The organism is Allobosea sp. GW822-FHT05A11 (genome assembly GCF_058800455.1).
The window spans coordinates 730,526-743,727 of sequence record NZ_JBXAMI010000003.1; the positions used below are offsets into that span (position 1 = coordinate 730,526).

General features: G+C 62.9%; 14 protein-coding genes. 3 read left to right on the forward strand and 11 right to left on the reverse strand.

What is annotated here, in order from left to right; all coding sequences use genetic code 11:
- Positions 1–46 precede the first annotated feature (46 nt).
- The gene (locus AC1RLU_RS13055; RefSeq protein WP_061971435.1) at positions 47–946 is read left to right on the forward strand and encodes a GntR family transcriptional regulator; all 900 of its coding nucleotides are present in this window, start codon (positions 47–49) and stop codon (positions 944–946) included.
- A 188-nt stretch (positions 947–1,134) separates the two neighbouring features.
- Here AC1RLU_RS13055 and AC1RLU_RS13060 read toward each other — a convergent pair whose 3' ends face one another.
- From AC1RLU_RS13060 to AC1RLU_RS13110, 11 genes are all read right to left on the reverse strand, one after another.
- Positions 1,135–1,833, reverse strand: coding sequence for a MipA/OmpV family protein (locus AC1RLU_RS13060; RefSeq protein WP_492796009.1), 699 nt, complete (start codon positions 1,831–1,833; stop codon positions 1,135–1,137).
- A 191-nt stretch (positions 1,834–2,024) separates the two neighbouring features.
- Complete coding sequence (locus AC1RLU_RS13065; protein WP_492796011.1) at positions 2,025–3,404, reverse strand: sigma-54-dependent transcriptional regulator; 1,380 nt, start codon at positions 3,402–3,404, stop codon at positions 2,025–2,027.
- The gene (locus AC1RLU_RS13070) at positions 3,401–5,152 is read right to left on the reverse strand and encodes a sensor histidine kinase (protein ID WP_492796013.1); all 1,752 of its coding nucleotides are present in this window, start codon (positions 5,150–5,152) and stop codon (positions 3,401–3,403) included. The genes AC1RLU_RS13065 and AC1RLU_RS13070 overlap by 4 nt, the downstream gene beginning before the upstream one ends.
- Positions 5,153–5,215: 63 nt before the next feature.
- A complete protein-coding gene (locus AC1RLU_RS13075) occupies positions 5,216–5,641 on the reverse strand; it encodes a DUF2147 domain-containing protein (protein ID WP_492796015.1) in 426 nt (141 codons plus the stop codon).
- The gene (locus AC1RLU_RS13080; protein ID WP_492796016.1) at positions 5,638–6,042 is read right to left on the reverse strand and encodes an EamA family transporter; all 405 of its coding nucleotides are present in this window, start codon (positions 6,040–6,042) and stop codon (positions 5,638–5,640) included. The genes AC1RLU_RS13075 and AC1RLU_RS13080 overlap by 4 nt, the downstream gene beginning before the upstream one ends.
- Entirely contained in the window at positions 6,039–7,199 is a 1,161-nt protein-coding gene (locus AC1RLU_RS13085) for a GNAT family N-acetyltransferase (RefSeq protein ID WP_492796018.1), read from the reverse strand. Before AC1RLU_RS13085 ends, AC1RLU_RS13080 begins: the two co-directional genes overlap by 4 nt.
- 5 nt (positions 7,200–7,204) lie before the next feature.
- Entirely contained in the window at positions 7,205–8,059 is an 855-nt protein-coding gene (locus AC1RLU_RS13090; protein WP_492796020.1) for an alpha/beta hydrolase, read from the reverse strand.
- Between the two features lie 10 nt (positions 8,060–8,069).
- Positions 8,070–8,429: an EamA family transporter gene (locus AC1RLU_RS13095; RefSeq protein ID WP_492796022.1), complete on the reverse strand. Its 360-nt coding sequence runs from the start codon at positions 8,427–8,429 to the stop codon at positions 8,070–8,072.
- The gene (locus AC1RLU_RS13100) at positions 8,426–9,307 is read right to left on the reverse strand and encodes an arginase family protein (protein WP_492796023.1); all 882 of its coding nucleotides are present in this window, start codon (positions 9,305–9,307) and stop codon (positions 8,426–8,428) included. Before AC1RLU_RS13100 ends, AC1RLU_RS13095 begins: the two co-directional genes overlap by 4 nt.
- 53 nt (positions 9,308–9,360) lie before the next feature.
- A complete protein-coding gene (locus AC1RLU_RS13105; protein ID WP_492796025.1) occupies positions 9,361–10,815 on the reverse strand; it encodes an aspartate aminotransferase family protein in 1,455 nt (484 codons plus the stop codon).
- Positions 10,808–11,503 (reverse strand): MtnX-like HAD-IB family phosphatase, encoded by a 696-nt coding sequence (locus tag AC1RLU_RS13110; RefSeq protein WP_492796026.1) that lies wholly within the window; start codon positions 11,501–11,503, stop codon positions 10,808–10,810. Before AC1RLU_RS13110 ends, AC1RLU_RS13105 begins: the two co-directional genes overlap by 8 nt.
- Before the next feature lie 286 nt (positions 11,504–11,789).
- Between AC1RLU_RS13110 and AC1RLU_RS13115 the strand changes: the two genes are divergently transcribed.
- Complete coding sequence (locus tag AC1RLU_RS13115) at positions 11,790–11,915, forward strand: hypothetical protein (protein WP_492796028.1); 126 nt, start codon at positions 11,790–11,792, stop codon at positions 11,913–11,915.
- A gap of 337 nt (positions 11,916–12,252) precedes the next feature.
- On the forward strand, positions 12,253–13,125 hold the full coding sequence (locus AC1RLU_RS13120) for an undecaprenyl-diphosphate phosphatase (protein WP_492796219.1): 873 nt from the start codon (positions 12,253–12,255) through the stop codon (positions 13,123–13,125).
- The last annotated feature ends 77 nt before the right edge of the window (positions 13,126–13,202 follow it).

Sequence of the window (13,202 nt, forward strand, 5' to 3'; positions counted from 1 at the left end):
ATTTGTCAATGAGACGTCACGATGTGATATCAGAGGCGATATTGGCTTGGGCGAGCACGATATGGGCGCAGATTTGAACGTTTCGCCGAAGACGCTGGAACTGGTCGGACAAATCATTCAGATCGCGCGAAGCGACAACCTCCGCCGTGGCGAGCGGCTTTTCCCTCACCGGTTCGCCAATCGCCTCGGTGTCTCTCGCGGACCGGTTCAGAGCGCGATGCAGATCCTGGTCGCCAAGGGGATTGCTGAAGCTGTTCCGAACAAGGGCTTCGTCTTGGTTGACGAGCTCGACACCGCGACTGCGCTCGAAGCGCTGGGGAGCGCGGACGACGAGAGTGAAGCCCACTATTTGAGAATTGCGCGGGATCGCTTGAACGGCGCGCTTCCGGACGTCGTCAGCGAAGCCGAACTCATGCGACGCTACGAGATGAAGCGTGCGGCGGTTTTACGTTTGCTGGATCGGATCGCATCCGAAGGTTGGATCGAGCGTTCGCGTGGCTACGGATGGCGCTTCACCCAGACGCTCAACAGCGCGCGATCCTACGCCGAAACTGGCAGGTTGCGCATGATGATCGAGCCAGGAGGTATCCTCGAGCCCGCGTTCCAATGGCGTACTGATCTGATGGCATCCGTGCGAGAGCACCAGCAGCGCCTGCTGGAAGACCCAGGCCGTTTCACCCCTCCCGAGCTTTTTCGCTTCGGCTGCGAGGTGCATGAGGCCATTGCCGAGTGCTCCGGGAACGCGGTGCTGCTGGAGACATTAAAGCGCCTCAACCGACTCCGTCGCCTTTTCGCATACAGCTTCATAACTGATCTGCAGGTGGAAAAACATGCTCGGGAGCACCTACAGCTGCTCGATCTGCTAGAGGCTGGACAGCATTCCGATGCCGCGGAGCTCATGAAGCACCATCTTCGCTGGAGCGGTGGCGGAGATCAGATCGGATAGCTTCTGCATCGGCCTGCGCTGATGGGAGGCGCATCTTCGTTGTTCGGCATTCGTGCGCAGGTAACTTTCTGCACCTTCACAACGGGGCCAGGCGATGATGCGGCGCAGCCGTCAAAGCAGCGCTCTCGGCCCGGTCGTGCGGCGACCATCACCGCCCGTAGGGGGCGGCATCCCTCGGAATCAGAAAATTAGCCGCCAACCTTGAACGAGTAGCTAGCACGAATGCCGAAGGTCGCCTGATCCCGCTGGCCGAGCACGCGTACTATCGAAGAGTCGCCGGCGCTATCGAGAAGACGCTCGTATTTGGCATAGACGCCGGTCGTCCAGACAGGCGACCATTGGTAATCCAGAGCTGCTCCGACACCCGCGGAGCGCGCGCCGCCCTTGGCTTTGAACGGGCTCACCCAGCCATTCAGCAGCGCCTCGCCGGGCGTCACGCCAAAATTGCGGCGCATGAAGGCCGTGCTGCCGAGCGACAGGCGCGGGCCGCCAGACAGGGTAAAAGCTCCGAACCTTTCGACCCAATCCGCCGACAGGTCGGCGACAACGCCGTGATGACCGTGGAAGCCCTGGCGGATCTCCACCCGCGTCCGCAACCGCTCCTCAATCGGCCAGAATTCGGCGAAGGCGCCCGCCTCGATTGTCCACGGCACATCACGCAGCCCAAACAGCCTGCGGTCGCTACCGCTGTAGCGGCCGGCACGGAAACTGGCCACAGGCCCGAAACTAAACCGCTTGGTTTCGTAGAGCGCGTAATCGAGCCCATCATCGGGCGCGCTGAAGCCTGCATCCTCGCCCGCACGGCGCCAGCTCAACGAAGGCATGCCCGAGAATCCGGCTTTCCGCGCACCGTCGTAATTCGGCCCGAACTCGGCGGAACCACCCAAGGTTACGATCCAGCCCGAAGCGGGCTCCGACGCCAGATACGGCACCGCAGGATCGGCAGCGCGAGCTGGTGCGGCAGCACAGAGGCCAGCGAGCAGCAACTTAGTCGGTGTAACGCGCAACACTCGATATCCCTCAGCATTTCTCATAAAGAACCGCAGCCTCAGGCCAATGGACAGCCACATTGTAACATCTATTCGGATGCGCGCCTGCTGACCTTGATGCCCAGTTTCTTGAGCCGATGCCAGAGGCTGCGTTCGGCGATGCCGAGCAGTTGGGCAGCGTGGACCTGCTTGCCACCGGTCTGACGCAGAGCCTCTATGATGAAGCGCCGCTCGATTGTCTCGAGTTCGGCGTCAAGGTCGCTGGGAAGCGCGTCGCGATCTCGCAAACGCGACTGGGTGTCGAACAGATCGCGCGGCAGGTCGGGGCTGTCGATGGTCGGGGATTTCGCCACGATGACTGCCCGTTCCACGCAGTTCTGCAGCTCCCGGATATTTCCGGGCCAGGCATAGTCGGCCATCGCCGCCAAGGCTCCTGGGGTGAAGCCAAGGACGCGCTTTCCTACGCTCTCGGCGAGAATGCCGAGAAAGTGAGTGGCCAGTATCGTTATGTCCTCCCGGCGCTCGCGCAACGCCGGGAGGTGGATCGGAAAGACGTTGAGCCGATAGTAGAGATCCTCGCGGAACTGACCTCCTGCCACGGCCTGGCGCAGATCCTTATGCGTAGCAGCGATCAGGCGCACATCGACGGATACGTTCTGGTTGCCGCCGACGGGCTCGAAGCTGCGCTCCTGGATGACACGTAGCAGTTTCACCTGGATCGCCAGCGGCATATCGCCGATCTCGTCGAGGAACAGCGTGCCGCCATCGGCAGCAGCGAAGCGTCCCATCCGGTTAGCAAGCGCGCCCGTGAACGCACCTTTGACATGGCCGAAGAGTTCGCTCTCCAGCAACGTCTCAGGGATTGCCGCGCAGTTGACGGCCACGAAGGGCCTTTTACGCCTTGGACTGTTGAAGTGAATCGCGCGGGCCACGACCTCCTTGCCGGTGCCACTCTCGCCATCAAGCATCACAGTGGCGCGGGTCTCGCAAACCTCGGTGATCTGTTCGATCACCTTGCGAAAGGGGGCGCTGGAGCCGATGATGTTGTCAAAGCTGTAGCGGCCTTCCAGCTCGCTGCGCAGCCGCTCGTTGTCGCGAACAACCTCGCTCAGCCGCAGAGCTCTGCCGATGGTCGCAGCGACGTGGTCAATCTCGAAAGGCTTTGCGATATAGTCGAAAGCCCCTTCCTTGACGAGTTCCACGGCGTCGCGCACTGCGGCAAAGGCCGTGATCATCACCACCGGAATTTCCGGCCAACGCCGGCGGATTTCTCCCATCAGGGCGCGGCCGTCCATGCCCGGGAGGCGCAGATCGGTGAGGACGAGGTCGACCTGCTCCTGTTCGATCAGGGCAAGAGCGCCCGCTGCGCTATGGGCCGCTATGGCGCGATAGCCCAGATCCTGCAGCGCCGCTGTCAGCACGTCCGCAAGCCGAACCTCGTCGTCGACAACCAGAATCGTCGGCGTCATGTCGTGCCTCGCCATGAGTTGCCTCGGGCATCCAGGCGCGGAAGCGTCAATGTGAAAGCCGTCCCCTCGCCTTCCTTGCTGGAACACTGCACCGTGCCATGATGGACTGCCGCCACCGACTGGACCTTGGCCAGACCGAGCCCGGTACCTTTTGCCTTAGTGGTGAAGAAGGGATTGAAAATCTCGGCGATAATCGCGGGCGCGATGCCGACGCCGTTATCCGAGATCGTGAGTGAGACTTCACCCTCCTGCGCCATGAGCCTGAACGCGACAACGCCCCCATCGGGCATGGCATCGATCGCATTCAGCACGAGGTTCAGGCAGGCCTGATGCAGTTGATCCGGATCGCCCGAGACCAGGGTATCGGGCGCCTCGTCGGCAATGTTCACGCTGATAGCATGCTTCGCGAATTCGGGGGCGGCGAAGGCGATGACCCGATCAACCACTGCACGCAGCGGAAACACCTTCTTACGCGGCTCCTTGGGTTGCGCAAAATCGAGAAAATCGCGCACCAGCGTTTCGATGCGGCGAACCTCGTCGATGACATAGCCGAGCATCCGCGCTTCCGAGGGGCCGAGTTTGGCACGGCTCAGCACCACCTCCGTGGAGGTCTTGATGATGCCGAGAGGGTTACGCACCTCATGCGCGATGACCATGGCGGCCTGGCCCAGCGTCGACAGGCGATCGCGTCGGCGCAGCTCCTCCTCGAGCGCTTGAACCTTGCCGAGTTGCTCGGCCATGACATTGAAGCCGGCCGCGAGCTCGGCGATCTCGCGGCCGCCCTGGGCCGCCACACGCTGCCGGTAGTCACCGGCCGTGATCGCCCGCACGCCGCGCGTCAAGGCCTGAAGCGGCCGCACCAGAATACCCGACATGGCGGCACCGACGAGGATCGAAAGGCCACTGCCGAACAGGAAGATGCCAACGAACAGGCGCCAGCGCCCGATCTGCTCAAAGAAGCCGTCACGACTGGCAAGGCCGATAAAGGCCACGGCGACGATCTTGCCATTGATCCCGCGAAAGCCGGTATAGACCGCGCGATAGCCACCGCCCTCCGCGTTCTGGTCAAAAATCATGTTCTCGCCGGCGGCAAGGCGGCGGAGGATGTCCTGCGGCACCGGAGCCGGCGGGGTCGGCCCGGGATGCGTCATCAAGACGGGCACGAAGCCGCTGCCGGCATCGCCGAACAGCTTCACGTCGAGAGACGTCACCACCTTGATGCTGCCCAGATAGGCTTCGTCGAGCCAGGTGCCTACGAGCACATGCGTCCTGCGGCCGAGCCGGGTGACCGTATGGACGGCGCCGGCCATGATGTAATGCTTCCCGTCTGTCTCGATCTGAAAGATTCCATGCCGCGGCTCAGTCGGAAGCGGGCCGTCCGCGCTGAAAGGCTGCGATTCGTAGAGCCGCTTCTGATCGTCTGAATAAATCGCAATGAGGTCGTAGCCGACCGAAGTCAGCACCGCCAAATCCTTCTCGAATATGACGGGGTGTTTCAGATCCTCCTCGGTGGCGCTTTCAACCCGCTGCCCGATCACCGTGGCGACGCGCTGCGCTTCGGCGGTGGCCTCGCGGACCTCGAGCTTGAAAAAGCGCGAGGTCTCGCCGAGCCATTGCTCAACATTCCTCTCGAACGCGTTCGATATCAGGCGCGCCGCGACGTAGGCGGAAGCCAGCATGGCCGGCACGCTGACCAGCAGGAAGCCGATCACGAGCCGCATGCGCAGCGTTGTCAGGCGCGGCTGCAAAATGTCCCCCTGCGCGCCAATTCCACGCTGGCCCGTCGCCGCGACCGATCGGCAGGCAACGTCTTAGTCAAGTCTTGTCCAAATATCATCGTCACAGATCAGCCCGCTCAAGACACAGCCCTTTATCGAAAGCGTTGTCCTGGATTTCAGCTCGAGTATGGTCTTGTAACTGCGTCCGTCTTCAGGATTGTAGCCGTCTCCGCGCCAAGTGGCAGCGCCATGATCAAGCCTGAAATTCGTGAGGACGCGCAGGCCCATCAGCGAACGGGTTCGCAAGCCGGGATCGGGATTTAAGCTGTCGATACGGTGCTGCTTCAGCCAGACAATTGTGCCGCACAAAGCTTGGCCGCAGCGTGCGATGTCGATCTGCGATTCGCCATCGGAGTCGCGCCAGCGGCCGACGATATCGGACATCGGATCCGCCAGCGCTCCATTGGCAAAAGAGAGCCCCACCAGAAACATCGCAGCCGGAAGCATCGTTCTCATCATCCGGCCGCCTCTTCCTGCGAACCAAGCAAGGCGACGCCTGCGACGATCAACGCGATCCCCAGACCGCGCGTCAGATCGATACGGTCTCCGAAGACCAGCCAGGCCAGCAGGGGTACGGTGACATAGGCCAACCCGGTCATTGGAAAGGCCCGGCTGAGCGGCATCATCCGCAGGATCATCATCCAGACGACGAAGGTCCCGGCATATCCCGCCGCCGCCAGCCACACGCCGGGGAGGGTCAGGGCCCGGGCCAGCATCGCCAGCCCGAAATCGAGATCGGCAAGGTGATCTGCCCCCCATTTGAAGGCAAGCTGAGTCCCGGTATCGAGCGCGATGAAGGCGGCCCAGACCGCCAGCGCCCGCCAAGGGAAGGGTTTCGATATCGTTTGCGCCAAAGTCATGCTGCGCTCCGTGGAGGTGACAGGCGATGGTCCTTGAGGTCGGGATCCAGCCGATCGAAGGCGAAGAGCGGGCCGAACCAGTGCAGCACCCAGTTGAAGGCCGGCCGGCGGTGCTTGAAGAAGATCGTAGACGGCACCAGCCGGCTGCCGAAACGCAGCTTCGAGGCATAGGCAGTCTGGCCGCTCTGCAATGTGCCCACACCATTGGCCAGGCAGAACCGGACATTCGCCATCCAGCTCACGACATAGAGATTGTGATCGCGCGCCAGCGGATAGAGCATGCCGAGAAACTTATCGATGACACGGTTCTGCTCGACCAGCAGCAGGTTGAAGGCTGCAAGCGTGTCGCCAACCCAGTAGAGCGCGAACACCGCCCGATTGCCGAGCGCCTGGGATACCTCGGCGAAATAGCCCGGCGGCAGCTGCTCCAGATCGCCGTAATCGAGGCCGCTGTGCAGCCGCGTCGATTCATAGAGCGCGGCGATGTCGGCCTCGATTCCGACGATCGACCGACGCATCTCGATCCTGACCGTGCCCGCCTTGGCGAGTTTGCGCCTGATATCCTTGCGCGTGGTGGCAGAGAGCGTGGCGAGATAGATACCCTCCCCGGCAGGAGGCAGGTCCAGAACGGCGACAGGCAGGCTCCCAAGCCGGGCAAAGCCGTTATTGACCAGCATCGCACCAAGCATCGCCTCCTCACCCGGAGCAAGGTCCTTCCAAGCGACGAGGCTCGCGAACTGGCGCGCCGCCTCGCGTTCAAGCAGCTCACACAAGGCCCGGCCTGCGGCAGCCCGCCTGGCATCGCTCAGATTTGGTACGAAGCCGACATGGCAGCGCTCGGCATAAGGCGAACCGACGCACAGCACTTTCAACGAGACAAGCCCAGGCAATCGCCGAAACAGAAAGTCCCCGATGGGACGCAGACGGCCCTGCAAGGGCGTGTCGAGCCGGTAATCCAGCATGAAGAAGGGTGCGACGGCGACCAGGACTCCATCTTCTTCGACATAGGCCGCGGCTGTCCGAACGCCGCTGCCACCCTGCCGCGCCGCGCTTTCGCAGGCGACGTAATAGGCGTGGTTTTCTGCCTCCCCGGGAAAGCAGGTGTTCCAGAGCCCGGCATCAATCGCGTCGACGCCCGCCACGATATGGCTGTGCATCCCGCTCATTCGGCGGCCATGGCTGGGGCCGCGCCATTCTCCGCACGCGCTGCTGCCAGTTCCAGCCGGCGCGCCAAGGCCAGCGAGCGGTCGATCACGACATCGCGCTGCCGGTCTATCGTGACGAGATGATAGCAATCATCCATCACGACGGTGTCGACAAGGCCGCCGAGATTGCGCTGGATGTAGACTGCGTTCGCCAGACCGGCGATATCGTCATCGCGGGCATGCGCGATCAAAGCCGGCTGCATGATCGTCCCGATCGTGCGCTTGACCCGCGCGATCAGGGCCCACATCTCGCGCAGCGACTGCGACGGCGTGCCGAGGAGGCCCGCCTCGGCGCTGTCGCCGCGCGCCATCGCGTGCACGATGATTGCACGGATGCGAGGGTCCTTGACGCCATAGGGCTCGCGCTCGACGAAGCGGAAGCGCCGACCGATGGGAGTGTCGATCAGGAGCTTCAGCAGGAAGCTGTACCACGGGATCGACCAACCATCGTACCAGAGCGTCGGCGCATATAGTGCCATGCCCTGGACGTCGGCCTTTCGTTCGACGGCGATGTGCATCGCCATCACGGCGCCCATCGAGAGCCCGCCCACGATGACAATGTCGCAGTCCATCCGGAGGCGATCGAGTGCGGCCTCGGCGCTGGCCGCCCAATCACGCCAGCCGGTGGCGAGCAGATCGTCCTCGCTCCCGCAATGCCCCGCAAGCTTCGGACAGTGAACGGTATGGCCGGCGGCGTGCAGCGCGCGGGCCACCAGGCGCAATTCGGTCGGCGTGCCGCCGAGCCCGTGGATCAGCAGGAAACCGGTGCGGCTTCCGGGAAAACAGAGGCTGTGATCGACAACAGAGGACACGATATCTCCTTCAGGCCGTTCGCGCGACGACAAGGACGCCGAGCGTGATCAACGTAGCGCCGATCCATTGGCGCCTGCCGATGGGCTCCTTCAGGAAGATCCCGCTGGCCGCAGTGACGCCAAGGAAATTCAGGCTCGCGATCGGAAAGGCGATCGACAGCGGCGCCTCCGCCAGGATTCTGAGCCAGACGAAGATCTCGACGATGTAGATCGCCACGCCGGCCACGACCCAGGGCTGGCTCAACAACACCCTGACGAGGGCGAACCCCTTCGCCTCCGGCAGTTCGTCAGCCCCGATCTTGAGGCAGAGCTGGCCGCCGACGTCGCAGGCCACTGACAGGGCGAACCACAGGATGAGCGCCGTCGTCATTGCAGCACCTGCTCGAAGCAGGAGAGCAGCGAGGCGTTGACCCGGGCATTGATGTCGAGCTGTTCGCGGGACGGTATTTCCTGCGCTGGGTGGTCGAAATAGGCCAGCGTTGCGCGGAACGGATCGCGGAATTGCGGTGGTGAATAGTCGCCGCAGATATCGACGCCGACGATCTCGCAGGACTGCGCGAGATGCGTGACCGCCTCGATCAATCTGGCCAGAGGCAGCCCGCCCTGATCCCAGTTAGTCACCGCCTCGTCGGGACCCAGCACGTCCTTGTCGATCGTGAGCCAGAGCGCCTTCGTCGGCAGGCCCGCGACTAATTCGTCGAGAAAGGCGCTCCAGTTTTCGTCCGCGAGATTGCGCCAATGCAGATAGCCGCCATCCTGGCGATGGGAGGCACCGTCGCGATACCGCCCCCAGATCCGCGAAGGCGCATGGCGCCAGGGATACAGGACGATCCGCCCTTCCGAGACCGCCGCGAGATTGGCGAATTGCAGTTCGGGACGGACAAGGTCGCTGCTGCACGGCCCGATCGTTACGACCCGCTTCACCTGCGGCAATTCCAGCGCCCGGTTGACCCAGGCGCCGCAATTGTAGGTCGGCGGAAACCTGACCCAGTCGGGATGGTTGTCGAAATGGATGACGGTGAGATCTTGCCGCTTGCTGGCGAGCAGCCCTGCGGTAACATGGTGGAAATCGCCAGACCCGTAGAAGGTGACGGTGGGCTCGTCATCGTCGACCGGCAGGCGGCCGACCAAGCGTTCCATCGCCGCACGCGTCGCGACAAGGCGCAGCGAAGCAGAAAGGTCGGCGACACCGATGCAGGGGGAGGCTCCCGCATCGATGCGCCGGCGCAGCGGCTCTTGAGCCGCCACGCTTCCATCAAGGTCGATCACGCGAAGCCGCATAAGATCCACCCCTTATTGATTCAGACTTTTGCGACGCGGGTGAACAGCTGATCAAGCAGCTTGATCGCGAGGTCGATCTCGGCGTGGCTCATGGTCAATGCCGGAGCGAGCGTGATGACATTCTTGTGGTAGCCCCCGATGTCGAGGACGAGGCCATAGCGCTTACCCTCAACCACAAGATCCGCCTTCATGCCCTCATCGCACATCAGGTCGACGAGGCGCTTCGACGGCGTGAAGCTGTCATGCGGCTCGCAGATCTCGATGCGCAAGGCCATGCCGAGCCCGTCGACATCGCCGACGATCTTGTGGTTGCGCTTCAGCTCTTCCAGGCCCTGGAGGAAATAGGCGCCCTTCCTCATGACCATGGTTTCGTAGTCGTCCTCCGCCATCATCTTCATGGCTTCGAGCGCGACGGCCGTGCCCAGCGGATTGGCATTGAAGGTCGAATGCGTCGAGCCCGGCGGGAAGATTGTCGGGTTGATCAGCTTTTCCTTGGCCCAGATCCCCGAGAGCGGATTGAGACCGTTGGTGACGGCCTTGCCGAAGACGATCACGTCGGGCGTGACACCGAAATGCTCGATCGACCAGAGTTTTCCGGTCCGGTAGAAACCCATCTGAATCTCGTCGACGACAAGCAGGATGCCGTATTTGTCGAGCACCTTCTTGAGTTCGATGAAGAAGTTCTTCGGTGGGATGACATAGCCGCCTGTGCCCTGCAGCGGCTCGACATAGAAGGCCGCATACTCGGCCTGGCCCGCCTTGGGGTCCCAGACGCCGTTGTATTCGCTCTCGAACAGGCGTTCGAACTGCTGGACGCAATGGAGGCCGTACTCTTCCTTGCTCATCCCCTTGGGGCCACGAAAATGGTAGGGGAATGGCACGAACTGCGCGCGCTCGCCGAAATGCCCGAAGCGGCGGCGATAGCGATAGGACGAGGTGATCGCCGAGGCGCCCAGCGTGCGGCCGTGATAGCCGCCCTCGAAGGCGAACATCAGACTTTTGCCGTTGCTGGCATTGCGCACGAGTTTCAGCGAATCTTCGACCGCCTGGGCGCCGCCGACATTGAAGTGGACACGGCCCTTCTCGTTGAACTTCGCCTCGGCATCCCTGGCGATCAGCGCGGCTAGCTCGATCTTTTCGCGATGCAGATACTGGCTGGCAACTTGCGGCAGCGTGTCGATCTGGCGCTTCAGCGCATTGTTCAGGCGCGGATTGGCGTAGCCGAAATTCACCGCCGAATACCACATCTGCAGATCGAGGAAGCGATTACCCTCGTCGTCGAACATGAACGAGCCTTCGCACCCCGAGAATATCTTGGGGAACTGCGTATAGTGGACCGTATCGCCATGGGAGCAATACTGCGCCTCCAGCGCGAGCAGGCGCTCCTGCTCCTGCCTGTGGTCGAACTTGGGAGCGAACGTCTCGAGCTTCGGGGTGGGCAAGGCGTGAGCCGTCAGGGTGTAGCCGTCATCCATGAATCGTATCCTTTGTCAGTTCGCGCACGGCTCCGCGCGTTGCTGGGGTGCACAGCAGCGCTTCCAGCAGGTCCGTGGCTTGCGAGAAATCGGTGAAGGGGTGGTGAGGCAGGCCGTTGTCGCGGCAATGCGCGATCAGGCCCGCCTTGGCGAAGACGACGTCGGCCTGGCCGGCGACGCAATGGTCGGATTTGCCGTCGCCGACCAGCAGCGTCAGCGGGCGGCGCAGGCTGTCGGCCACGGCGCATTTGCAGGTGCCGCTGCTGCAGTCTCCGCTGGAGGCCGTGTAAGGGGATGACAGCTGCCAGCGGTCACCGCCAACCGGTTCGAGATGGTTGGCGATCACGCTGAGCGAGCCCAGCCCCGCTCGCGCCAGAACTTTTCGGATCGTGCGGTCGAGACCGTCCGAGACGACCGTGACCGGAATATCCTCGGTCAGGCAGACCCGCACGAAGGCTAAGAAACCCGGATCGATCTCAATACCGGCGATGAACGCGTCCAGTTCGGCTGGGGAGACCCGCAGCAATCCGACCTGCCGCCTCATGCATTCGCGCGAACCGATGAGGCCAGCGACCCAATCCTCCTCGATCGCCTGCCATCCTGGCTCGGCGAAGCGCTGAAGGATCTGGTCCGTGGTATCCTGTCGCGAAATCGTTCCGTCGAAATCGACGATTGCTTGCCAATGCATGGGCAGCCTGTCCAGACCCTGAATCGTTGATCCCTGACCGCAAGTGGCGTGCCATCGTATAATCCATTGATTTTACTTATTAATTTAAATTCTCCCGCTACAGAAATCCCACACACGCTGGAGCTTTCATCAAAAAATGGAGGTCTTGTCGCAGGCAGCCTCGACACTTTGCGCCCGCCTCGCCGCCCGAACGGAACGGTGATGCCGTACAGCGCCGCCAACCGGACATGGTGACCGATGCCGCGACCTCCGGTATCCCGATGGCCACGACCGCCTCGATCCAAGTGTGGAATGGCTCGCCGACATGTTCGGACGCGTCGGCTTCGGGCTTGCCGGTTCGGTGCGCCCCGTGCGCGACGGGCTGATCCACGACGAACTCGAAATCCAAGCGCCGGTGTACGCCGCGGCCTGAGGCCTGGATCTGGAGGCAACGCTGATCCTCTCCCCCCTCAGGCCGTTCCAGGCACAATCTCCCGCGCAGATCGGCCCGGCGTCAGGAAGCTGAGTATTTGAGGCCCGGCCTTACGCGGGACTAGGAAGGCTTGCCTCACAACTTGGCGGAAGCTGCAAAATTTGAAGCGACACCAACGCCCCATGACCGGTCGTTTTGGCCGCCGGCTCCGCGATTGCGCACGGCTGAGGGCGCCGCCTGGCCGTTGGGCGCTGTTGTAGAGCCTTTGGACGGGAGCCTCTCGTGCTGGAACGCTTTGTGCTTGGGGCGCTGCAGTCTTCTCGCGAGATCCATCATCATGGCCGCAGCCTGCTCCGCCGGACTCGATACCGGGTTCGCCACACTCAGCTTCGGGCAGATCGCCGTTCTCGGGCTGGTCCAGGGCGTAACTGAGCTGCTGCCGATCTCCTCGACGGCCCATATGCGGGTGGTTCCGGCCTTGTTGGGCTGGCCTGATCCGGGCTCGGCCTTCTCGGCGTTGATGCAGCTTGCCGCACTGACAGCTGTGGTCAGCTATTTCAGACGCGATATCGGTAACATGGCCGGCGGAATTCTCGACGGACTCAGGACCCGCCGATTCGCTGCCGGCCCGGGCCGGCTAGCGCTCGGCATCTTGCTCGCGACCGTTCCGATCATCGTCGCCGGCGTTGTGCTGACACCTGTGCTCAACCGTTGCGGATCGCCGTTGCGCTCGCTCGGCGTGATCGGCGCGGCTTCCCTGGTCATGGCGCTGCTGCTCGCAGCCACGGAATGGTGCGCAAACCACCGGCGGAGCGCCGAGCAAGCGGGCTTCCGGGATTTCCTGCTGATCGGCCTGGCTCAGGTCGGTGCCCTGATCCCAGGCGTGTCGCGGTCCGGCTCCACGCTGACGGCAGCGATGGGGCTGGGCTTCAAGCGCGCTGAAGCGGCACGACTATCATTCCTGCTTGGCCTGCCGGCCATTGCGCTGGCTGGGCTGAAGGAAGCGTGGGAGCTCGCGAAAGCCGGGATCGATGCACATGCGATGGTGCTTCTGATTGTCGGCCTGATCGCCGGCTCGCTTGCTGCCTTCGCTGCCATCTCGGCACTGATGCGCTATCTGGAACGAATGTCGAGCTGGGTCTTCGTGACCTATCGCGCCGGCATGGGCGTCCTCCTGCTTTTGGCCGTTGCGACCGGTTGGCTCTCCTAGTGTCCATGCCCGGGGATTTCCTGATCGACATGGCCTCCAAGGCGAAACACCTGAGCGGGAGCGGCCGATGCGGGCTC